The sequence below is a fragment of the Streptomyces inusitatus genome (assembly GCF_014651115.1).
In the GTDB taxonomy this organism is placed as follows: Bacteria; Actinomycetota; Actinomycetes; order Streptomycetales; family Streptomycetaceae; genus Streptomyces; species Streptomyces amakusaensis.
In genome coordinates, this window is sequence record NZ_BMWG01000018.1 from 1 (window position 1) to 21760 (window position 21760).

Below are 21760 nucleotides of genomic sequence, written 5' to 3' on the forward strand. Positions count from 1 at the left end.
CGAGGAAGTCCGCGAGGCCCTCCAGATCGGCCCGGACACCCCCATCATCACCACCGACGCCCGCCACCGCGCGGACGCCAAGAGCGCCCTGATCACCCTGGTCGAGCACGCTCTGATGGCACGGCTTCGCTGACCGGCCCCCCCTTCCGTACCACCGGAGCCCTCGCACGCCTTTGACCGGCGGCGCGAGGGCTCTAGTCTGTGGGCATGTCGGGTATCTGAGGGACGCGGAGTCCAAGCGAGTCAACAGCCCGGCGCGAGCCGCCGGGTGTACTTCGTCCGCCTCCGCGCTCACTCAGGAGACCGCCGTGTTCCCTCCCCTTCCCGCTTCTTCCTCCTCCCCCGCCCTCGACCGCCGGGTCGACCGGCTCCGCCGGATCGCCGAGGCCGAGCCGCTGCTGGAGGGCGTCCTGCTGTACGGCTCGTGGACCCTCGGCGAGGCCGACGCCCACTCCGACATCGAGGCGTATCTGTTTGTCCGCGACACAGCCGTCGAGGGGTTCGACGGGCGGGCGTTCGCCGAACGGCTCGCGCCCCTGAAGCTGGCGTACACGAACATGTACGGGATCCTCGCAGTCGTCTTCGACGATCTGATGCGGGGCGAGTTCCATGTGGAGGCCGCCGGGTCGGGCATCGCCGCGGTGACCGGCTGGCGCGGGGCGGTGCATCTGCCGGACCCGGAGCGGGCCGTGCTGCTGGACCGGAGCGGGCGGCTGATCGCGGCGGCGCGGGAACTCTCGGAGTTCGAGCCGCCCGAGCCCGTGGCGACCGCACGGCAGCTCGCGGACGAGCTGGCCAACTGGACGCTGATGCTGGCGCAGGTGCTGGCCCGGGGGGAGATCGCCCGGGGGCACGCGCTGCTCCAGACCGCGATCGCGCCCCAGCAGCTCAAGCTCTGCCGGCTGCTGCGGTCCAGCACCGCGCACTGGCTCACCCCGAGCCGGGCGCTGGAGGCGGATCTGCCGGCGCGGGATGTGCGCCGCTATGTGGCGACCACGTCGTCGGCGCGGGAGGACGAGGTGCGGAGGGCCGCGCGGGCGAGCTGGGAGTGGAGTGGGGAGTTGGTGCGGGAGGCGGGGGGCTCCTGGCCGGAGGGGCTGTACGGGGAGATCGCGGGGATGCTGCGGTAGCTGTTGGGCCAGGGGCTCGGGGCCTGGTTCCGCTCGGGTTCCTCGGGGCGAGGGTCCGTCCTCAAACGCCGGACGGGCTGGAATTGACCAGCCCGTCCGGGGTTCAACAAGTGCTCAGCCCTGCCAGCTGTGGGAGGGCTGGAAGCCGCGTTGGCGTTCGAGGCGGCGCCAGGCGGCGGGGGTGCGGGAGTGGGTGGAGGGGGCGGGGCCGGGCTGGGCGGCGGCGCGGGCCAGGAGGACGGCGGTGATCGCGGCCAGCTCCTCCGGGTCGCAGTCGCCCTTCTCCACCCTCAGCAGCGAGGACTCGGGCTTGCTCATCTCTGATCCTGCTCCGTTTCTCCCCGCTGACATCACTGCGGGGGGTTGCCGTGCTTGCGCGACGGCAGGTCGGCATGTTTCGTGCGGAGCATCGCGAGCGAGGCGATCAGCACCTCACGCGTCTCGGCGGGGTCGATGACGTCGTCGACGAGACCCCGCTCCGCCGCGTAGTACGGATGCATCAGCTCGGACTTGTACTCCTTGACCATCCGGGTCCGCATGGCCTCGGGGTCCTCGGCGTCGGCGATCTGCCGGCGGAAGATGACATTGGCCGCGCCCTCCGCGCCCATGACCGCGATCTCGTTGGTCGGCCAGGCGTACGTCAGATCCGCGCCGATGGACTGGGAGTCCATCACGATGTAGGCCCCGCCGTACGCCTTGCGCAGGATCAGCGAGATCCTCGGCACCGTCGCGTTGCAGTACGCGTAGAGCAGCTTCGCGCCGTGCCGGATGATCCCGCCGTGCTCCTGATCGACACCGGGAAGGAACCCGGGTACATCCAGAAGGGTGATGATGGGAATATTGAAAGCGTCGCACATCTGGACAAAGCGCGCAGCCTTTTCCGAGGCCTCGATGTCCAGCACACCCGCCAGCGACTGCGGCTGATTGGCGACGATGCCGACGACCTGGCCGTCCAGCCGGGCCAGGGCGCAGATGATGTTGCGCGCCCAGCGCTCGTGGATCTCCAGATAGTCGCCCTCGTCGACCAGTTCCTCGATCACCTGGTGCATGTCGTACGGGCGGTTGCCGTCCGCGGGCACCAGGTCGAGCAGCACGTCCGAGCGGCGGTCCGCCGGGTCGTCGGAGGCGACGGTCGGCGGGTTCTCGCGGTTGTTCTGCGGAAGCATCGACAGGAGGTAGCGGACCTCCGCGATGCAGGTCTCCTCGTCGTCGTACGCGAAGTGCGCGACGCCGCTGGTCTCGGCGTGGACGTCCGCGCCGCCCAGCCCGTTCTGGGTGATCTCCTCACCGGTGACGGCCTTGACCACGTCGGGGCCGGTGATGAACATCTGGGAGGTCTCGCGGACCATGAAGACGAAGTCGGTGAGGGCGGGCGAGTAGGCCGCGCCGCCCGCGCACGGGCCGAGCATCACACTGATCTGGGGGATCACACCGGAGGCCCGGGTGTTCCGCTGGAAGATGCCGCCGTATCCGGCGAGCGCCGAGACGCCCTCCTGGATGCGCGCACCGGCCCCGTCGTTCAGCGACACCAGCGGCGCGCCCGCCGAGATGGCCATGTCCATGATCTTGTGGATCTTGGTGGCGTGGGCCTCGCCCAGCGCGCCGCCGAAGATCCGGAAGTCATGGGCGTAGACGAAGACCGTCCGGCCCTCGACGGTGCCCCAGCCGGTGATCACACCGTCCGTGTAGGGCTTCTTGGCCTCCAGGCCGAACCCGATCGCCCGGTGCCGCCGCAACTGCTCCACCTCGTGGAACGAGCCCGCGTCCACCAGCAGCTCAATGCGCTCGCGCGCGGTCAGCTTGCCCTTGGCGTGCTGCGCCTCGGTCGCGCGGTCGCTCGGTCCGCGCAGCGCCTGCGCGCGCAGCTCGTGCAGCTCGGCGACGCGCCCGCGCGCGTCCGTCGGCTCGCTCGGGGTCTCGTCCACAACGGTCATGTACTGACCCTACGGATCCGACCAAGAAAACGCTTCCGTTGACTCTGTACAGTCTCGCGACCGTTCTCCTGTGAGTCTCTGACAGAATCACCCGACTCAGCAGCCCATCCACCAGCACCAGGGCAGTGATGTTTGTTTGAGTCCCACAAGCACTTCAGCTGAGAGTCACTTCGCACCGGTGGGTCGCCCCGGCCGTCGTCCCGCTCAGCCTCAGCCGCAGGGCGGGTCCGGTGCCGAGTACCTCGATCCCGGGGTCGTGGGCGGTGACCCGGCGGACGGGACGCCGCCAGACGATCTCCACGGGCTCGGCGGAGCGGGTGGGATCGCTCAGATGGAGGGTCGCGGTCCTGCTGTCCGGCCGGGAGCGGCGTACGAGCACGCTGGCGGGCGCGCCCGAGGTGAGCGCGCCCACCGTACCCGGCTGCCAGAAGTTCACGGCGGTCAGCCCGAGCCGGGGGACATGGACGGCCTGCCGGGCGGCGCTGTTGGCGAGGACGGCGGGTCCGCTGCGGCCGGCGGCGCGGGCCGCGACGGCCCGGGGGCTCGCGCCCGGCATCAGGAGGTAGGCGTACGAGGCGTTCACCGGGTCGGTGCCGTGGTCGAGCCAGAGGGTCTGGTAGCGGCGGGTGGCGCGCTCGGTGGAGCCGCCCGCGTTGATGTCGCTCCAGGCTCCGGTGCGGTCCTCGCGCAGGGTGCGCGGCCGGGCGGCGCCCGGGAAGACCCAGCCGCCGTGTCCTTCGAGGTGGGCCCAGCCGGGGCCGGTGGTGAGGACGGCGGCGCCTGCCTCGCCGAGGTTGCGGTTGTCGACGACGGTCTCGACGGGTACGCCGTCCCAGCAGCTGATGCCCGCGCCGAGGCAGACGATCGCGTCGTCGGCGCAGAACCAGGAGAGCCGGGCGCTGAGGGTGGAGCCGAGTCCGAGCAGATGCTGTCCGACGGCCGCGTACTCGCCGTCGCAGGCCCCGCCGACCCAGCGGGCGGCGGGTTTGGGCAGGCCCCACTCGCCGCCCTCGCGGTCGGCGGGGCGGCGGGTGGAGACGGTGGTGCCGGGCAGCCGGCAGGGGTCGACGGTGGGCCAGAACCAGTCGGTGTACTGGCCGCCCTGGGCCTGGGCGGGCCACCAGAGGAGCATGCCGGAGCCGGTGTGCCAGCCGCGCGGGTGCTCGCCGTTGCCGCACTCGTAGTGGGCGATCCGCTCCGAGGCCATCGAGATGCTCGCGGCCCAGCCGGGGCGGCGGTGCACGGCCCGGTCCATGGCGGCGAAGAGGGTGTGCCCGACCGGTTCGGGGGCCGGGGCGGCCGGGGAGGCGGCGATCGCGTGCAGCCGGGCGAGGTCGGCGACGCCGAACTGCCGTGAGCGCAGGACGGGGGTGGTGGTGTCGCGCTCGATCCAGCCCTTGATCCGGGAGTGCCAGCGCTCGCGCTCGGCCGCGCTCGCGCCGCCCGCGAGCAGCGCGATGGCGGCGATCATGGCGTGGCCGTGGAAGTGGTCGCCGCGCAGGATCCGCCGGTCGTCGCTCCTCTGTATGCCCCGGCTGACGGCCCGGCCGCTGACGCAGTCCATCATCAGCCCGTTGTGGATCAGTGGGGCGAAGGCCCGCTCCACGCTGTCCAGGATGTTCTGGCGGCGGGGGTCGGTGACGGCCCAGGGGGAGCCCGCGAGCAGGGCGAGAAGCCGGCCGACGCCGTCGAGGAGGACCTGTCCGTAGGTGCCGGAGTAGGCGACCCAGGTGTGCTGGACGAAGGATCCGTCGGCGTAAAGGCCGTCTCCGGAGGTGACGTGGGGGAAGACGGGCGACAGCGCGTCCCTGGCGAGCGCGATCCTGGCGGGGGCGCGGCCGAGCACCCCGCGCAGGGCGACCGAGCGGCACAGATCGACCCGGTTGGCCCCGGTGGAGACGCCGGTGTAGGCGTCGAGGAGGGAGTCGGGGACGAAGTGGTCGACGGCGGCGAAGGCGGCCTCGCGGCGGTCCGGGGTGAGCTTCTCGTACAGCACGGCGACGATGTCCATCAGCAGCCGGGGGCTGCCGATCCGCCACTCCCACCAGTTGCCGTAGGGGGTGGTGCCGGGGTGGTAGACGGTGGCGGCGAGATGGTCGAGTCCCCGGACGGTGTCGGCGAGGAGTCCGGGGTCGGGGGTGTGGGCGTACGCCTGGGTCATGGTCCACAGCCGGCCGTAGGCGCGGGTGATCCCGTCGGGCGGGTCGTGGGCGAGGTCGGGCCAGAGCCGGCCGGGGCCCGGGGCCATGGCGGCGCGGTGGGCGGCGGCGCGGGCGGCGGTCTCGGCCAGCCGGGTGGCGTAGGGCTCGGCGGCCGGGTCGTAGCCGCCGCCGAGGCTGATCTCCAGCCAGCGGAGCCGCAGGGCCTGATACGGGTCGCCGTCCGCGTCGGCAGCCGTCGCGGGGGCCGGTACCGAGCCGAGGGCGGCCAGTGAGGCGAGAGCGGTCAGCGCGGTACGGCGGGACCAGTCGGACGGCTGGGACACGGGAGCCTCCGGGCGGACGACGCTGTGACCACACCCTTAGCACTCCGCGTGCCCTGCGGATAAGGGGGCGGGCGCAGAGCGGCCGGGAACCGCCCGAAGTCACCCGGATGCCGCAAGTCCACTCGATCGAGTGAGGACGGTTTGCGGCGACGCGAGCGCCGACCGGAGAGTGAACGCATCACGGCCCGGGACCGTGCTCGGGCGGGACCGGCGAAGACCCGAGCGAGGTGCCCCCGTGACGACGGCGAACCCACGGCCCATTCCCGCCGCGCCCGGGCGCGTCCCGGCGCTCGGCCATCTCCCCGCGCTGCTCCGGGACCCGCTCGGGTTCCTCGGCTCCCTCGCCCGGGTCGGCGAGGTGGCGCGGGTGTCGCTGGGGCCGCGCGAGGTCGCCGTGGTCACCAGCCCGGCGCTGGTCCACACGCTGCTGGCGGCGCTCTCCCGGGACTGTCCGCGCGGCTCCGTGCAGGGCACGCTCCGGGAGGCGTTCGGCGACGGGCTGCTGATGTCCGAGGGCGCTCTGCACCGGGAGCGCCGTCGCGCCCTGCGGCCCGCGTTCACCGCCGAGCGGGTGGGGAGCGGGGTCCGCACGGTCCAGGAGGTGACCCGGGAGCGGATCGGCCGGTGGCGGCCGGGCGTCCCGGTCGATGTCGCGGCGGAGATGACCGGGCTCGCCCTGGAGATCGTCGCCCGGGCCCTGTTCGGCGTCCGGCTGCCCGAAGACGACGCCGCCGCCTTTCAACGGGCGCTGCCGGATCTGGTGAAGGGGCAGATCGCCCGCTCGCTCTGTCCCCATCCGCTCTTCGCCCGGCTGCCGCTGCCGCTCAACCGGCGCTTCGACGCGGCCGTGGCGGTGCTCGACCGGGTGGTCGACCGCGCGGTGAGCGGCACGGGCGGTTCCCCTGCTGCCCTGCCGTGCGCGGCGGGCGGGCTCGACGCCCCGGCCGTGCGCGCCGAGGCGATCAGCCTGTTCGGCGCGGGCACCGAGACCGTCGCCTCCACCCTGACCTGGCTCTTCCATGAGCTGCTGGGCGCTCCCGAGGTGCACGGGCGGCTGCTGGCCGAGCTGGAGGGCGAACTCGGCGACGCCGGGACCGGACTGACGCCCGAGGCCCTGGCGAAGCTGCCGTATCTGCGCCGGGTGCTGCGCGAGGTGCTGCGGCTGCACGCCCCCAACGCCTTTCTGACCCGGACGGCCGCCGTCGGCGTACAGCTGGGGCCGTACGCGGTCCCGGCCGGGACCGAGCTGCTGTACAGCCTGAGCGCGCTGCACCGGGATCCGGCGCGCTACGCCGATCCGCTCCGCTTCGACCCGGACCGCTGGGCGGACGGGGAGCGTGTCGCCGACCCCCGGCTGTTCCTGCCGTTCGGGGCGGGCCGGCACAAGTGCGTGGGCGAGTCCTTCGCCTGGATGGAGCTGACCGTGGTCGCCGCGACGGTGCTGCTGACCTGGCGGCCGGAGCCGGTGGCCGGTACCCGGGCGCGGGAGGTGGTGTGGACCACCGTCCAGGCGCGCGATGTGTTCATGACGGTCTCCCCTCGCACGGTGCGGACCTCGGCCGCCGAGCGGCCCGCCGGGGCGGCGGGGGGCGCCCCGTGAGCCGCGCGCCCGCCCTCGTACGGCAGCCGCTCCCGGGAGCCCCGGGCGCGGCGCACCGGCCCCGGGTGCCGTCCCCGGGCCGGGCGGCGGACGGGGACCGGCACACCGGGTGGCTGGCGCGCCACCGGCTGCTCGCCGAGGGCGAATCGGCGCTGTATCGCTCCTACGCGCTGCCGGAGCTGATACGCCTCTCCTATCCGGGGGCCCCCGCGGCCGAACGGGAGCTGCTGACCGATCTGCTGGGCTGGTACACGGTCCTCGACGACCGCTTCGACGGGCCGCTGGGCCGCGATCCGGCCCTGGCGGGGGCGCTGGTGCGGCGGCTGACCGACGTCATGGACGCGCCCGCCCGCGTCCGGCCCGCGCGGGGCGTGGTCACGGCCTGGAGCGAGCTGTGGCAGCGGCAGTGCCGGGGCAGGACGACGGTGTGGCGGCGGCGGTCGGCCCGGGACTGGGCCGACTGTCTGGGCACCTTCGTCGCCGAGACCGCGCACCGCAGCCGGGGCAGTCTGCCGTCCGTCGCGGAGGCGACCCTGCTGCGCAGACACGCGAGCTGTCTCTATCCGTTCATGAACATGCTGGAGCGGGTCGAGGGGGCCGAGCTCCCCGGCCGGCTGCGGGCCAGGCCCGCCTGGCACCGGCTGCGCTCCCACACCGCCGATGCCGCGACGCTCGTCAACGACCTCTGTTCGCTGGCCCGCGAGGAGGAGCGCGACAGCGGCTTCAACATGGTGCTGGTCCTCTCCCACGAGCACGGTCTCAGCCGGGACCAGGCGCTGAGCGCCGTACGGAACCGGGTAAGGGTGCTGCGGCGGGAGAGCGAGGTGCTGCGGGGGCGGCTGGCCCGGGAGCACCCGGGCAGCCGCCGTTATCTGGAGGGGACGCGGGAGCTGGTGGACGGGGTCTGCGCGTGGAGCGGCTCCACCGCCCGCTACAGGGGTCCGAAGAGCCAGTTGCCCGGGGTGTCGGTCGCCTCGCTGGTGTAGAACTCCTCGACGGCGGCGCGCAGCTCGTCCCCGCCGATATGTCCGTCGCCGTCGATGTCGAGGGTGGTGAAGGCCTCGTTGAGCGGCCCGGGCGGCAGGCCGAGGGTCTCGCCGTACATGGTGGTGTACTCGGTGCGGGTGATGCGGCCGTCGGCGTCGGTGTCGCACAGCTCCAGCCACACCTGGAGCATCGCGCCCATCCGGTCGAGGAAGCCGTCGCGGTCGTCGGCGACGGCCCGGCGGACCCCGGCGCGCCACTCGGCGCGGTCGATCGCGCCCTTGCCGTCGGCGTCCATGTGCTGGAGGTCGGTCTCCCACAGCAGGGTGAAGGATTCCTGGAGCCGGACCACGGTGCCGGGGGCCCGGGTCCCGAAGGCCGCGCCGAGCCGGGCCGCGAGGGAGACCAGGTCCCCTTCGTGGATCCGGCCGTCGCCGTCCGTGTCGAGCATGTCGAAGGAGCGGTCCAGCTTGACGTCCAGCACGGTGCGTTCGCTCCTGGCGGGTTCGTTCATGGCGGGACGCTACCCGGGGCGCCCTCGGCGAAGACGCCTCCCCCGGGTGGTTTGGCGGGCGCGGTCATGACGTGCCGCCGTCCTCCCGCTCCCCCTCTCCCGCCCCCGGGGTACGGGGAGGCCGGCCGCGCAGATGGTTGTAGAGGGTGGCGCGGGAGACGCCCAGTATCCCGGCGAGGGTCCGTACGGCGTGTTTGACCTGGAGCCAGCCCTGCGCCTGAAGCTCGTGGACCAGCTCCCTGCGGTCGGCGGTGCCCAGTTCGCGGGCGGTACGGCCGCGGTGCGCCGCGAAGTCGTCCACGGCGCTCCGCAGCCCGTCGGCGGTTCTGGCCCGGAGGGTCTCGGCGAGCGGCAGCTCCTGCTCCTCGGTCCGGACCAGGCGTTCGATCCCGGCGGCGACACCCGTCAGCAGGGACACGTCGAGGTTGAGGCAGAGGGCCGCCACATAGACGCCGTCGGCGTTCTTGATGCCGATGGAGGTGCTCTTGGCCCGGCGGCCGTCCGGGAACCGGTTGGGGTAGTTCTGCAGGACGCCGGGGAAGTCGGGGTCGTGGATCCTGGCGAGGCCCAGTTCGGTGACGCCTTCGCCGACCGAGCGGCCGGAGAGGTTGTTCTCGACGGCCCGGACGGAGTTGGCGGGGTCGCGCAGATCGTGCAGGACGACCTCGCAGAGCCCCGGGAGCATCCGTCCGACGGCGACGGCGATCTTCTCGGCCTCGCGCAGCAGGACTTCGTCGCCGGTGCTCATCGGGTGCCGTCCTGGTCGCGGATCCGCTCCATCGCGCCGGCGGCCTTGAGGCCGGAGCCGGTGAGGACGACGACGGTCTCCTCGCCGGGCCGGATGGCCCCCCGTTCGGCGAAGGCTCCGACGGCCGCGGCGGCGGTGGCGCTGGTGGGCTCCGCGTAGAGGCCCTTGGCGGCGAGTCTCCGTACGGCGTCCTCGATGCCGCTCTCGTCGATCGCGGCCATGTCCCCGTCCGAGGCGCGGATCGCGCGGAGCACCTCGGGCAGCCGGACGGGCCGCCGGATGGCGGTGCCCTCGGCGACGGTGGGGGCGAAGGAGCAGGGCACGGGGGTGTCGGCGCCGGCGTGGAAGCTCGCGTGGAGGGGGGCGCAGTTGGCGGGCTGGGCGACCAGCAGTCTGGGCAGCCGGTCGATCTGCCCGGCGGCGAGGAGTTCGGAGAAGCCGAGATGGCAGCCGAGGACGGTGCTGCCCGCGCCGGCGACGGTGACGATCTGGTCGGGGGCGCGGAAGCCGAGGTCCTCCCAGATCTCGTAGGCGAGGGTCTTGGTGCCCTGGAGGAAGAAGGGGTGCCAGTTGTGGCTGGCGTAGTAGGTGTGCGCGGACTGGCGCAGGGCCTCGGCCGCGGTGGCCTCCCGGTCGCCGGGGACGAGCTGGACCTCGGCCCCGTACATCCTGCTCTGGAGGATCTTGGCGGGGGAGGTGGACTCGGGGGCGAGGATCCGGGCGAGGATCCCGGCGGCGGCGCAGTAGGCGGAGACGGAGGAGCCGCCGTTGCCGGAGCTGTCCTCGATGACCTCGCGGATGCCCTGCTGGGCGAGGAAGGAGATCATCACGCTGGTGCCGCGGTCCTTGAAGCTGCCCGTCGGGCTGAACCACTCCAGCTTGAAGGAGACCGGGACGCCGTCCCACTCCCCCGGCACCAGCGGGGTGCAGCCCTCGCCCAGGGAGACGGGCTCGCGGATGTCGCCGGGCAGGGCCGCGCGGTAGCGCCAGATCGAGCGGCGGGAGGTGTCCACATCGGCGCGGGTGATGCCGGGGAGGGGGCTCACCGAGAGGGGTGCGCCGCTGTCCGCGCGCCAGCGGAGGGGGTCGGTGAGGGGGTAGCCGGTGCCCGAGCGTTCATCGAGATAGCGAGCGGTCATGGTCGACAAGATGGCCAGAACTGAACTCCTTGTCAAGATCACAAACGACCTTCGCGGAGACCTCGACGATAGAAGTTGAATGTTGAACGGAATAGGTCTAGAGTCCTTCTCGTTGAAGCTTCAACAACAAGGTTCGACAACAAGGCCGCATCCGCGCCGAACCCCTTCCCCCACAGGAGTGCGTCATCATGGGTATCTTCAGCCGTAAGTCCGACACCGCCGTCGCCACCGCCCCCGCCCCCGTCGACCCGGCTCTCGCGGCCCTGAGCGGCGATTACACCATCGACCCGGCGCACAGCAGCATCGGCTTCACCGTCCGCCACGCCATGGTCACCAACGTCCGCGGCAGCTTCGGCGAGCACGAGGGCACCCTGAAGCTCAATGGGGCCGACCCCGCCGCCTCCGCCGCCGCCATCGATGTGAAGATCGAGTCGATCGACACCGGCATCGCGGACCGGGACGGACATCTGCGCGCGAGCGACTTCTTCGATGTCGAGCGGTTCCCCCTGATGACCTTCCGCTCCACCGCCGCCGAGCAGCTCGGCGGCGACAAGTACCGGGTGACCGGCGACCTCACGATCAAGGACGTCACGCGTCCGCTCGCGATCGACCTGGAGTTCAACGGCGCGGCCACGGACGTCTACGGCAATGAGCGCGTCGGCTTCGAGGGCAGCGCCGAGATCCTGCGCTCCGCGTGGGGCCTGACCTGGAACGCCGCGCTGGAGACCGGCGGTGTGATGGTCAGCGACAAGGTCAAGCTGAACTTCGACATCTCCGCGATCAAGTCCGCCTGACGCCGATCACGCGGATCGCCCCGGCCCCACCGGCCACCGTGCCCGCCGACGAACCTTCGGCGGCGCCCCCAGAGCGCGCCCGTCCCGCCGTCCCCCCGCGGCGAGGGCGGGCGCTCTGCCGTTTCCGGGGCCGTTTCCAGGGGCCGTCTCCGGGGCGCGTGTCCTCAGAAGCCCCCGCCGCCGTCGAAACCGCCCCCGCCGCCGAAGTCGCCGCCTCCGTCCGGGCCGCCGCCCCAGTCGCCCCCGAAGTCCCCGCCGGAGTCACCGGAGTCGCCGCCGGATCCCGCGTAGTCCTCGCCGCCGTACTCCCCCGCGTACGCCGGGGAGGCGAGCATCCCGCCGAGCATGGTGCCCACCAGCAGCCCCGGGAGGATGCCGCCCGCGAAGTAGCCGCCGGCCCAGGGGCCGTAGGCCGGGCCCGCCTCCCAGTAGGGACGGCGGCCCTCCGCCGTGTCGACGGTACGGGCCGAGGGGTCGAGCCCGTCGTCCAGCCGGGCCGCGTCGGCCGCGCAGACCGGGACCTCGCGGGCCGCGCCGCCCGCCGGGGCCCAGCTCCGGTCGGTGACGGAGGGCCCGTGGCGCGGGTCGAAGAAGCAGGGGACGCGCCGGTCCGGGAGCGGCCGGCCGGTGCGGCGGGCGTCCAGGGCTGCCAGGCTGAAGCGGCCGTCCTCCAGGGCCCGGGTCACCTCGCGGACGTCCGACGGCCGCCCGGCGGAGGCCATCAGGGACTTCGACCGGTCGTACGCGTCCAGCCCGCGCTCGTAGTCGGCGCGCATGGCGTCGTCCGCGCCCTTCTCCGCCGGGTGGAAGTCCAGCCGGTCCAGCTCCTCGCCGAACGCGGTGATGTCCTCGTCCACGACCACCCGCAGCCGCTCCAGCGCGGCCCGCTCCTCGGCCGCCCGGCGACGGCGTCCGCGGTGGACGACGGTGTAAAAGCCCAGGCCGGCCGCCGCCAGGATCGCGCCGAGGACGATCAGCGCTCCGGTGTTCTTGTCGCCTCCCCCGCCCTGTCCCGCCGCCGCCCAGGAGGCGGGGGCGGTGCCGCGCAGCCGGGGCAGGGCCTGATCGGCGAAGTTGTTCAGCTGGGTGGCCGCGTCGGCCCCCGGGGGTGTACGGACCGCCGTGACCAGGTCGCGCACGACGGGCCGGGCGAGGACCTGACCGTCCGCGCCCGCGTTGAACCGGTCGCCGAGCCGGACGGCGTACAGACCGGTGACACCGGTCTGAGTACGGAGGTCTCCGAGCACGCTGTCCGGCGCGAACTCCGCGTCGGCGGGGAGCACGGCCACGAAGAGGGGCTTGTCCGCCTTCTTGATCTTCTCGGCGAGGGCGTTCGCGTCGGCGTCGGAGAGCTGTGCGGCGGCGCGCGGATCGACATGGACCGGACCGTCCTTGAACGTCCGGGCCACGGCGGCGGCCCCGTCGCCGCCGGGCGTCGCGTCCAGGGGCGCGGCGGCCCGCGCGGGGCCGGTGGCCGACTGTTCACGGCCGGTGGCCGCCGACGCTCCCGGGGCCGTGGTGGAGACGGCCGCCGAGAGCGCCAGCAGCAGACCGGACAGTGCGGAGGGCAGCCTGGTCCTCATGCGTCGGCGCTACCCGAAGAGCTGTCTCCCGGGACCCGCGCCGACGGCGGTCACTCGACCGGCTCGACCCCCGCGCGGAGCAGCCCGTAGGTGTACGCGTCCTCCAGCGCCTGCCAGGAGGCGGCGATGACGTTGTCGGCGACCCCGACGGTGGACCATTCGCCGGTGCCGTCACCGGTGGTGATCAGCACCCGGGTGGTGGAGTCCGAGCCGTGGCGGCCTTCGAGGATGCGGACCTTGTAGTCGACGAGCTGGAGCTTGGCGAGCGGCGGGTAGACCTGCTCCAGGCCGACCCGCATCGCCCGGTCGAGCGCGTTGACCGGGCCGTTGCCCTCGGCGGTGGCGACGATGCGCTCGCCCTTGACCCACAGCTTCACCGTGGCCTCGTTGGCGTGGGTGCCGTCGGGGCGGTCCTCGACGATGGCCCGCCAGGACTCGGTGCGGAAGTAGGTGCGCGCCCTGCCCTCCGCCTCGGCGCGCAGCAGCAGCTCGAAGGAGGCGTCGGCGGCCTCGTAGGTGTAGCCCTTCAGCTCGCGCTCCTTGACGCGCTCGACCACCCGGCCCACCAGCGCGCGGTCGCCGCCGAGTTCGATGCCGAGCTCTCTGCCCTTCAGCTCGACGGAGGCGCGGCCGGCCATGTCGGAGACGAGCATCCGCATGGTGTTGCCGACCAGCGCGGGGTCGATGTGCTGGTAGAGATCGGGGTCGACCTTGATCGCGGAGGCATGGAGGCCCGCCTTGTGGGCGAAGGCCGAGACACCCACATAGGGCTGGTGGGTGGAGGGCGTGAGGTTGACGACCTCGGCGATGGCGTGCGAGATACGGGTCATGTCGGCGAGCGCGCCCGGGGGCAGCACCCGCTTGTCGTACTTCAGCTCCAGCGCGGCGACGACCGGGAAGAGGTTGGCGTTGCCGACGCGCTCGCCGTAGCCGTTGGCGGTGCACTGGACGTGGGTCGCGCCCGCGTCGACGGCGGCGAGGGTGTTGGCGACGGCGCAGCCGGTGTCGTCCTGGGCGTGGATGCCGAGGCGGGCCCCGGTGTCGGCGAGGACGGTCGCGACCACCGCCTGGATCTGGGCGGGGAGCATTCCGCCATTGGTGTCGCAGAGGACGACGACGTCCGCGCCGGCGTCGGCCGCGGCGCGGACGACGGACTTGGCGTACTCGGGGTTGGCGCGGTAGCCGTCGAAGAAGTGCTCGCAGTCGACGAAGACCCGGCGGCCCTGCGATCTGAGGTGGGAGACGGTGTCGCGGACCATCTCCAGGTTCTCTTCGAGGGTGGTGCGCAGCGCCAGTTCGACATGGCGGTCGTGGGCCTTGGCGACCAGGGTGATCACCGGGGCGCCGGAGTCGAGCAGCGCCTGCACCTGGGGGTCGTCGGCGGCCGAGCCGCCCGCGCGGCGGGTGGCCCCGAAGGCGACGAGCCGGGCGTTCCGGAAGGTGATCTCACGCTGGGCGCGGGAGAAGAACTCGGTGTCCCGGGGGTTGGCCCCGGGCCAGCCGCCCTCGATGAAGGCCACGCCGAAGTCGTCCAGGTGCCGGGCGATGGTGAGCTTGTCCGCGACGGTCAGATTGATGCCTTCGCGCTGGGCCCCGTCGCGAAGGGTGGTGTCGAAGACATGAAAGCTGTCGTCGGTGGCCGTGCCCATGTCCGTGTCCGTGTCCTTGGGCTGTGTGGTCATGGCTGCTGTGACTCCTGTCGGGTGAGTGGCTCCCGGAATTTCTGGCTCCACTTGCCCCATTTTCGCGTGCCGCTCATTTCCGTCCGGGGTGGGGCCGGGAAATGAAAAAACCCCTCGCGGGTGCGAGAGGTCTGCGCGCGGGTCTGGGGCGTGGTGGGCGCTGCCGTACGGGTTGGTACGGAGCGATCACGGCGGACCGGCGCGCCTGCTGCCGATAATCATGGCGAACGAAAGCACCGGGGAAGTCTGTCACAACTCCACGCGAAACGGTGGTCCGTCTCGGCATGCGGTCCCCCGCCCGGCGCACTCCGGCCACCGCGGCGGGCTCCGGATCCCTGACCGGAATCAGCCGTCGGCGCGGTGGGCGGGGAGGCGGTCGGGGAGGCCTCGGGGCGGCCCGGGGTCCCTGGGGACGGTGCGAGCGCGCGGGCGGAGTCCTGGGCCGACGTTGAGCCGGAGGCCATGGTTCCCCCCGAAATCATGAGCCCCGGCCCCCGCCGGGCCCTCATGAGATCCGGGGGCGCCGCCGGGAGTCAAACATCCGGCCCGGCGGTGCACGACCTTCGGCCAAGATCACTCGGCCGGGCGGTCCGGTTCAGGAGGAGGTGACCCCGGCGGGCTCCCGCTCCCCGGGCTCTTCGGGGTTCCCGGGCCCCCGGGGCTTCCCGGAGCGGCCCACCAGGTTCAGATCGATGTCCCGGGTCTCCCGCATGCTCAGGTACACGATCAGCGAGACGGCCGCGCACCCCGCCACGTACCAGGAGAATCCGGCCTCCATGCCCGAGTCCTTGAACCAGAGCGCCACATACTCGGCGGTGCCGCCGAAGAGCGCGTTGGCGATCGCGTACGGGAGCGCGACGCCCAGCGCGCGCACCCCGGTCGGGAACAGCTCGGCCTTCACACAGGCGTTGATCGAGGTGTAGCCGGTGATCACCACCAGGGCGAGCAGGGAGAGTCCGAGCGCGGGCCAGAAGGAGTCCGCGTGCTTGAGCATCGCCATGATCGGCACGGTGAGCAGGGTCGAGCCGACGGCGAAAGTGATCAGCAGCGGGCGGCGGCCGACGCGGTCGGAGAGCATGCCCGCGAGCGGCTGGAGGCAGGCGAAGACGATCAGGGCGCAGAAGGAGACCAGGGTGGCGGTCTGCTTGTCCAGCCCGGCGGAGTTGGAGAGGTACTTGGTGAGATAGGTGGTGTACGTGTAGTACGCGACGGTCCCGCCCATGGTGAGCGCGATGACGAGGAACGCCTCCCGGCGGTGCGCGAGCAGCGCCCTGATGGTGCCCTTCCGGTTCGCGGGGGTGTCGTCGGCGGACTCCTCGTACACCTCGGTCTCCAGCATGTTGCGGCGGAGGTAGAAGACGACCGCCGCGCCGAGCGCGCCGATGGCGAAGGGGATGCGCCAGCCCCAGTCGTGCAGGGCCTCGTCCGACATGGTGCGCTGGAGGACGATCAGCAGGCCGAGGCCGAGGATCTGGCCGGCGGTCATGGAGACGTACTGGAAGCTGGAGGCGAGGCCCCGGTGCCGGGGGGCGGACGCCTCGGTGAGATAGGTGGCGCTGGCCGCGTACTCGCCGCCGACGGAGAGGCCCTGGAGGAGCCGGGCGACCAGGAGGACGGCCGCGCCGCCGTACCCCGCGACCGCGTAGGTGGGGGCGACGGCGATGAGGAGCGCGGAGGCGGACATCAGGGTGACGGTGAGGGTCAGCGCCGCCTTGCGGCCCTTGCGGTCGCCGACCCGGCCGAGCAGCCAGCCGCCGACCGGGCGCATGAAGAAGCCGACGGCGAAGATGCCCGCCGTGTTCATGAGCTTGGCGGTGTCGTTCCCCTCGGGGAAGAACGCGCCCGCGAAGTAGGTGGCGAAGCTCGCGTAGACGAACCAGTCGAACCACTCGACCATGTTGCCCGCGGAGCCGACCCAGATCTTCTTCCAGTGCTCTCGTCCCATGGGGGGAAACCGTGCCGGAGGGGTGGGGGGCCGACAAGGGCCGCCGGGACAACGATCAGGAGTACTTGCGTGCGTTGCGTTCCCGCCGTGGCCAGAGCCCGGAGAGCGGTGCTCGCGGGAGCCCCCGAACGCCTCAGGGCACCGGCGCGAACAGGGTTTCGACCAGGAACTCGGCGGTGTGGGCGAGGACTTCGGGCCGCCCGGCGCCGGGGAGACCGACGGCGACATGGACGCTGAATCCGTCGAGGAGGGCGCGCAGCCGGGTGGCGTGGCGGTCGGGGTCGACGGCCCGGAACTCGCCCCGGGCGATCCCCTCGGCGAGCAGGGCGACGAGGTCGCCGTGCCAGGCGGCCTCGATCGCGCCCTGCCGGGCGCGGGCGTCCTCGGCGCCGGCGGCCTGGGAGCGGTTCCAGACCTCCAGCCAGAGACTCCAGTGCGGATCGCCCGGCCCGTCGGGGACGTACAGCCCGACATAGGCGGCGAGCCGCTCGGCGGCGCTCCCCGGGCCGGAGAGCAGGGCGGCGCGCTTCGCCCCGAGGAGCGACTCGCTCCACTCCAGGGTCCGCAGCAGGAGTTCGTCCTTGGTGCGGAAGTAGTAGAGGAGATGCCCGCTGCTCATTCCGACGTCCCGGCCGAGCCCCGCCATGGTGAGCCGGTCGAGGCCGTGTTCGGCGATGGTGGCCATGGCGGCGGCGAGCACGGCCTCGCGGGGCGGGGCGACATTGCGCCGCCGGGAGGGCGGGGTCATCCGGATGCCTCGGGGTGCGGTTCGTTCACTCGTACGTTCTACCCGATCGGCGCGGCGGCGGCGGTGCCTCCCGCTCGGGGGGCCGCCTGCGGGCCCCCGTCCCGGCGCGGGGCGAGAGCATCCCGGTGAGCGCGGTGACGGCGGCCACCGCGAGGACGACCGCGAGCAGCGAGAGCGCCGGGGGCGGGTCGTCCGGGGAGTTCTCCTCCGCGCCCCGGTTCCGTACGGTGACCGCGATCACGGCGACGACCGCGATCACCGTCCGGCTCCCGGCCGGCGCCGGGCGGCGCGGCACGGCGGCGCGGGCCGCCGGCCGCGTTCGGTCGAGGTCATTCGCATATCACCACATCTCTGATTAGAACAACACTCTAATCAGCGGGTGTGGCGAGCAGAAGGGGCCGGGGGAAACCATTGGGTAACACCCGAAGTCCGGCTCATCCGGTGATCGCGGTCAGATCCCGGGCATAGCTCTCGATCGCCGCGCGGAAGGGGCGTACCGACGGGTCCTCGCTCGTCGCCGCCAGCAGCTCCAGCAGCAGCCGTACGGACTCCTCGTGGCGGCCGGTGTTGAAGAGCGCCATCGCCAGGAAGACCCGCAGCCCGCCGTGTTCCGGGAACTCCGCCGCCCCGAGCCGCAGGGTCCGCTCGGCCTCCTCGTACCGGCCGAGCGCGCGGTAGGTGCTGCCGAGCCCGAGCAGCGCCTCCCGGCGGTCCTCCGGGGCCAGGTCCGGGGCGGCGAGGGCGCGTTCGTAGTACGGCACGGCCTCCGCCTCACGTCCGAGGACGTCATGGGCCCAGGCCGTCTGGTAGGCGATCTCCGCGTCGGCGGGGAGGAGTTCGCCGAGCGCGAGCAGCCGCAGCCGGGCCTCCTCGGCGCTCCCCCGCTCACGCAGAAGGACGGCTTCGGCCAGCTCGCGGTCGCGCTCGGATACGTTCATGCCCCCATCCTCACCGGTGTGCGGGAGGAAGGGGGCATGAGGGTACGCGGGGCGGGTCAGCCCAGCTGGTGCATCCAGCCGTGGGTGTCGGCGGCGGTGCCGCGCTGGATGTCCAGCAGGGCCTCGCGCAGCTTCATGGTGACCTCGCCGGGCTCGCCGCCGCCCTGGGTCCACTCGCCGTCGGCGGACTTCACCAGCCCGACGGGGGTGATCGCCGCGGCGGTGCCGCAGGCGAAGACCTCGGTGAGGGTGCCGTTCTCGGTGTCGCGCCGCCAGTCCTCGGTGGAGATGCGGCCCTCGGCGGACTCGTACCCCAGGTCCTTGGCGAGCTTGAGGAGCGAGTCGCGGGTGATGCCCGCGAGAAGGGAGCCGGTCAGCTCGGGGGTGACGATGCGGTCCCCGTACACGAAGTACAGATTCATCCCGCCCATCTCCTCGACCCAGCGGTGCTCCAGCGCGTCCAGCCAGACGACCTGGTCGCAGCCCTGCGCGGCGGCCTCGGCCTGGGCGAGCAGGGAGGCCGCGTAATTGCCGCCGGTCTTGGCGAAGCCCATGCCGCCGGGGACGGCGCGGACGTAGTTCTCGGAGAGCCAGACGGAGACCGGCTTGACGCCGCCCGGGAAGTAGGCGGCGGCGGGGCTGGCGATCACGATGAAGAGGTACTCGTTGGCCGGCCGGACGCCGAGGCCGACCTCGGTCGCGATCATGAACGGGCGCAGATAGAGGGAGGCTTCGCCGCCGTGCGCCGGGACCCACGCCCTGTCCTGGCGGATCAGCGCGTCACAGGCCTCGATGAACAGCTCGGTCGGCAGCTCGGGCATGGCGAGCCGGCGGGCGGACCGCTGGAAGCGCTCGGCGTTGGCGTCCGGGCGGAAGGTGGCCACCGAGCCGTCGGGGCGGCGGTAGGCCTTCAGCCCCTCGAAGATCTCCTGCGCGTAGTGCAGGGTCATGTTCGCCGGGTCGAGCGAGAGCGGGGCGTAGGGCGTCAGCCGGGCTTCGTGCCAGCCCACTCCCTCGGTCCACTTGATGGTCACCATGTGATCGGTGAAGTGCCGGCCGAACCCGGGGTCGGCGAGGATCGCCTCCCGCTCCGCGTCGGAGAGCGGATGCGAGGAGGGCTTCAGCTCGATCGTGGGCGTCGTCATGAATGCAATGTCCTTCACCGTTGATTGTGACGGACCGCGCTCACGCCGCTACTGATGCCAAGGCGTCCGAGCATTCCCGCATGCCACGGCCCGATTCGATTATCGCCCGAAGAGGTCGACACGAGAAACGGGGTGCAACGGGGTGAAAGCGGTCCCGGTTCGATGGTGCACCCGGGAGCCGCACAGAGAGAAGCCGCCGGGCGCGGAATGCGCGGCCCGGCGGCTTCTGGAAAGCGTCGGGCCTCAGCTCGCTACTCGTACGGAGAGCGCGTCGCCGATCTCGTCCGTCGTCCGGAACGAACCGTCGCGCTCCGCGAGGTCGGCCGAGACGGCCTCCTCGATACGGACGGCCTCGGGCTCGAAGCCGAGGTGGCGCAGGAGCAGCGCGACGGAGAGGACGGTGGCCGTCGGGTCGGCCTTGCCGGTGCCCGCGATGTCGGGGGCCGAGCCGTGGACCGGCTCGAACATCGACGGGAAGGCGCCCGTCGGGTTGATGTTGCCGGAGGCGGCCAGGCCGATGCCGCCGGAGACGGCCGCGGCGAGGTCGGTGAGGATGTCGCCGAAGAGGTTGTCGGTGACGATGACGTCGAAGCGCTCGGGCTGGGTGACGAAGAAGATCGTCGCGGCGTCGACATGCAGATAGTCGGTGGTGACCTCGGGGTACTCCTGGCCGACCGCGTCGAAGACGTTCTTCCACAGGTGGCCCGCGTAGACGAGGACGTTGTTCTTGTGGACCAGCGTCAGCTTCTTGCGGGGGCGGGAGTTGGCCCGCTCGTACGCGTCACGGACGACGCGCTCCACTCCGTACGCGGTGTTCAGGCTGACCTCGGTCGCGACCTCGGCGGGGGTGCCGGTGCGCAGCGAGCCGCCGTTGCCGGTGTACGGGCCCTCGGTGCCCTCGCGGACGACGACGAAGTCGATCTCCGGCTGGCCGGCGAGGGGGGTCGAGGTGTTCGGGAAGAGCTTCGACGGACGCAGATTGACGTAGTGGTCGAAGGCGAAACGGAGCTTGAGCAGCAGCCCGCGCTCCAGCACGCCGGAGGGCACGGACGGGTCGCCGATGGCTCCGAGGAGGATGGCGTCGTGGCCCTTGAGGGCCTCCAGCTCCGCGTCGGGGAGGGTCTCCCCGGTGCGGTGCCAGCGCTGCGCGCCGAGGTCGTACTCCTTGGTCTCCAGCTTCACATCCTGGGGAAGCACCGTGGAGAGGACTTTCAGGCCCTGGGCCACGACCTCCCGGCCGATGCCGTCACCGGGGATCACTGCGATGTTGAGGCTGCGAGACATGTCGGGCACCCTACTCTCCGTCCCATCCCATGACATGCCCCGTCCACCATGTGGACGAGACCTGTGGGGCGGACTCCGCTCAGCGCCCGGCCGCCCCGCCGTTGTCCCGGCGGTCCAGGGCGCGCTGGAGCGCCGCCGCCGCGTTCTTGCGGTCGGACTCGGGCATACGGGCGGCGGCGTGACGGACTCGGCGGACGGTCTCGGCGGGGATCGCGGACATGATGATCGGCTCCTTGGAGATCGCTGAATCGCGGGGGGCGCGGGATCGCGGGATCGCGGGATCGCGGGGATTTCGAAGGCGCCGGGCGGGGCGGGGAGCGGGCCGCAGGGGTCGCCTGCGAGGGCGCGCGCTCACGACCGCCATTCGCTGGATCGAGCGAGGCGTTCGGCTCCTACCAAGCTAAGGCAGCCGGGCTCCACTGTCTCCACAAGTAGTCGGACTTCCTACTATCTGAGACGGGAATCATGAACTCCGCAGGTCAGACCGTGAGTCGCGGCACCCCGGACGGAGCAGCCGAAGGGCTGGGACCGATCAGAGAACGTCTCCGTCCCGCCAGTCGAAGGCGAGCGCGCCGGCCGGGTCCGGAGCCTCGCCCAGGACGAAGGTGGAACCCTCCTCCTCCGGGAAGGACACCACGCCGTCCGGCCCCAGCCCCTGGATCCGGCCCTCCCACAGCCGCCAGCCGCGCGAGCGGTACAGCGCCGCGCCCTCGTCGGACGCGGAGAGCGCGCCGAATTCGTAGGCGCGCCCGATGACCTCCTCCAGCGCGTCCATCACCCGGCCGCCCAGCCCCTGGCGGCGGCGGTCGGCACGGACCGCGAGGGCCTCGACGTACCCGATGCGGTACGAGCGTCCGGAGCGCCCGCCGTGCGTCACCCGGCGCATGATCACACTGCCGTGCGCGACCAGCTCCCCGCCGGCGTCGTGCACCAGGGTGTGCATGCCGCCGAGGCCGTGGTCCCAGTCCTCGTCGCTGAAGTCGCCGTCGAAGGCGTCGTCGAGCAGGGAGCGGATCGCGGTCAGTTCGACGGGAGTGAGCAGGGAGGTGTGAAGGGTGCGGATCGTCTCGGTCATGCGCCCGAGCCTCTCAGCTCCGGCGGCCCGGC

At 72.5% G+C, this 21760-nt stretch carries 20 protein-coding genes and 1 pseudogene; 5 read left to right on the forward strand and 16 right to left on the reverse strand.

Annotated elements, in window-relative coordinates:
* A pseudogene (locus IE247_RS23740) lies at positions 1-133 on the forward strand (ATP-binding protein); the annotation flags it as partial.
* Positions 134-308: 175 nt separating this feature from the next.
* Positions 309-1130 carry a nucleotidyltransferase domain-containing protein gene (locus tag IE247_RS23745; protein ID WP_190125280.1) on the forward strand — a complete coding sequence of 274 codons (822 nt, stop codon included), beginning with the start codon at positions 309-311 and terminating at the stop codon, positions 1128-1130.
* A 114-nt stretch (positions 1131-1244) separates the two neighbouring features.
* Here IE247_RS23745 and IE247_RS23750 read toward each other — a convergent pair whose 3' ends face one another.
* From IE247_RS23750 to IE247_RS23760, 3 genes are all read right to left on the reverse strand, one after another.
* On the reverse strand, positions 1245-1448 hold the full coding sequence (locus IE247_RS23750) for an acyl-CoA carboxylase subunit epsilon (protein ID WP_190125281.1): 204 nt from the start codon (positions 1446-1448) through the stop codon (positions 1245-1247).
* 32 nt (positions 1449-1480) lie between these two features.
* Positions 1481-3064 carry an acyl-CoA carboxylase subunit beta gene (locus IE247_RS23755; RefSeq protein ID WP_190125282.1) on the reverse strand — a complete coding sequence of 528 codons (1584 nt, stop codon included), beginning with the start codon at positions 3062-3064 and terminating at the stop codon, positions 1481-1483.
* 154 nt (positions 3065-3218) lie between these two features.
* On the reverse strand, positions 3219-5549 hold the full coding sequence (locus tag IE247_RS23760) for a polysaccharide lyase 8 family protein (protein WP_190125283.1): 2331 nt from the start codon (positions 5547-5549) through the stop codon (positions 3219-3221).
* 235 nt (positions 5550-5784) lie between these two features.
* Here IE247_RS23760 and IE247_RS23765 point away from each other — a divergent pair, with 235 nt between their 5' ends.
* Positions 5785-7149: a cytochrome P450 gene (locus IE247_RS23765; protein ID WP_190125284.1), complete on the forward strand. Its 1365-nt coding sequence runs from the start codon at positions 5785-5787 to the stop codon at positions 7147-7149.
* Positions 7146-8135 (forward strand): terpene synthase family protein, encoded by a 990-nt coding sequence (locus tag IE247_RS23770; protein ID WP_190125285.1) that lies wholly within the window; start codon positions 7146-7148, stop codon positions 8133-8135. Before IE247_RS23765 ends, IE247_RS23770 begins: the two co-directional genes overlap by 4 nt.
* On the opposite strand, the gene IE247_RS34805 is transcribed toward IE247_RS23770, so the two are convergent.
* The 3 genes from IE247_RS34805 to IE247_RS23785 all read right to left on the reverse strand — a co-directional run bounded on the left by IE247_RS34805 (position 8081) and on the right by IE247_RS23785 (position 10534).
* On the reverse strand, positions 8081-8647 hold the full coding sequence (locus IE247_RS34805; protein WP_190125286.1) for an EF-hand domain-containing protein: 567 nt from the start codon (positions 8645-8647) through the stop codon (positions 8081-8083). The genes IE247_RS23770 and IE247_RS34805 overlap by 55 nt on opposite strands.
* Positions 8648-8711: 64 nt before the next feature.
* Positions 8712-9395 (reverse strand): helix-turn-helix transcriptional regulator, encoded by a 684-nt coding sequence (locus IE247_RS23780; RefSeq protein ID WP_190125287.1) that lies wholly within the window; start codon positions 9393-9395, stop codon positions 8712-8714.
* Positions 9392-10534 (reverse strand): threonine synthase, encoded by a 1143-nt coding sequence (locus IE247_RS23785; RefSeq protein ID WP_190125288.1) that lies wholly within the window; start codon positions 10532-10534, stop codon positions 9392-9394. Before IE247_RS23785 ends, IE247_RS23780 begins: the two co-directional genes overlap by 4 nt.
* Positions 10535-10722: 188 nt before the next feature.
* On the opposite strand from IE247_RS23785, the gene IE247_RS23790 reads away from it, so the two are divergent.
* Positions 10723-11328, forward strand: coding sequence for a YceI family protein (locus tag IE247_RS23790; protein ID WP_190125289.1), 606 nt, complete (start codon positions 10723-10725; stop codon positions 11326-11328).
* A 164-nt stretch (positions 11329-11492) separates the two neighbouring features.
* Here IE247_RS23790 and IE247_RS23795 read toward each other — a convergent pair whose 3' ends face one another.
* The 10 genes from IE247_RS23795 to IE247_RS23840 all read right to left on the reverse strand — a co-directional run bounded on the left by IE247_RS23795 (position 11493) and on the right by IE247_RS23840 (position 21728).
* Positions 11493-12911: a hypothetical protein gene (locus IE247_RS23795; protein ID WP_190125290.1), complete on the reverse strand. Its 1419-nt coding sequence runs from the start codon at positions 12909-12911 to the stop codon at positions 11493-11495.
* A gap of 50 nt (positions 12912-12961) precedes the next feature.
* Positions 12962-14593 (reverse strand): citramalate synthase, encoded by a 1632-nt coding sequence (gene cimA, locus IE247_RS23800; protein ID WP_190125291.1) that lies wholly within the window; start codon positions 14591-14593, stop codon positions 12962-12964.
* Positions 14594-15188: 595 nt separating this feature from the next.
* Entirely contained in the window at positions 15189-16538 is a 1350-nt protein-coding gene (locus IE247_RS23805) for an MFS transporter (protein ID WP_190125292.1), read from the reverse strand.
* Between the two features lie 133 nt (positions 16539-16671).
* Positions 16672-17286: a TetR/AcrR family transcriptional regulator gene (locus IE247_RS23810; protein ID WP_190125293.1), complete on the reverse strand. Its 615-nt coding sequence runs from the start codon at positions 17284-17286 to the stop codon at positions 16672-16674.
* Between the two features lie 25 nt (positions 17287-17311).
* Entirely contained in the window at positions 17312-17545 is a 234-nt protein-coding gene (locus IE247_RS23815) for a hypothetical protein (protein ID WP_190125294.1), read from the reverse strand.
* Positions 17546-17720: 175 nt separating this feature from the next.
* Positions 17721-18224, reverse strand: a complete 504-nt coding sequence (locus IE247_RS23820; protein ID WP_190125295.1) for a tetratricopeptide repeat protein — start codon at positions 18222-18224, stop codon at positions 17721-17723.
* 56 nt (positions 18225-18280) lie between these two features.
* Positions 18281-19369, reverse strand: a complete 1089-nt coding sequence (locus IE247_RS23825) for a branched-chain amino acid aminotransferase (protein WP_190125296.1) — start codon at positions 19367-19369, stop codon at positions 18281-18283.
* 243 nt (positions 19370-19612) lie between these two features.
* Entirely contained in the window at positions 19613-20653 is a 1041-nt protein-coding gene (locus IE247_RS23830; RefSeq protein WP_190125297.1) for a 3-isopropylmalate dehydrogenase, read from the reverse strand.
* A gap of 79 nt (positions 20654-20732) precedes the next feature.
* Positions 20733-20873, reverse strand: a complete 141-nt coding sequence (locus IE247_RS23835) for a hypothetical protein (RefSeq protein ID WP_190125415.1) — start codon at positions 20871-20873, stop codon at positions 20733-20735.
* 312 nt (positions 20874-21185) lie between these two features.
* A complete protein-coding gene (locus IE247_RS23840) occupies positions 21186-21728 on the reverse strand; it encodes a GNAT family N-acetyltransferase (RefSeq protein ID WP_190125298.1) in 543 nt (180 codons plus the stop codon).
* Positions 21729-21760: the final 32 nt, after the last annotated feature.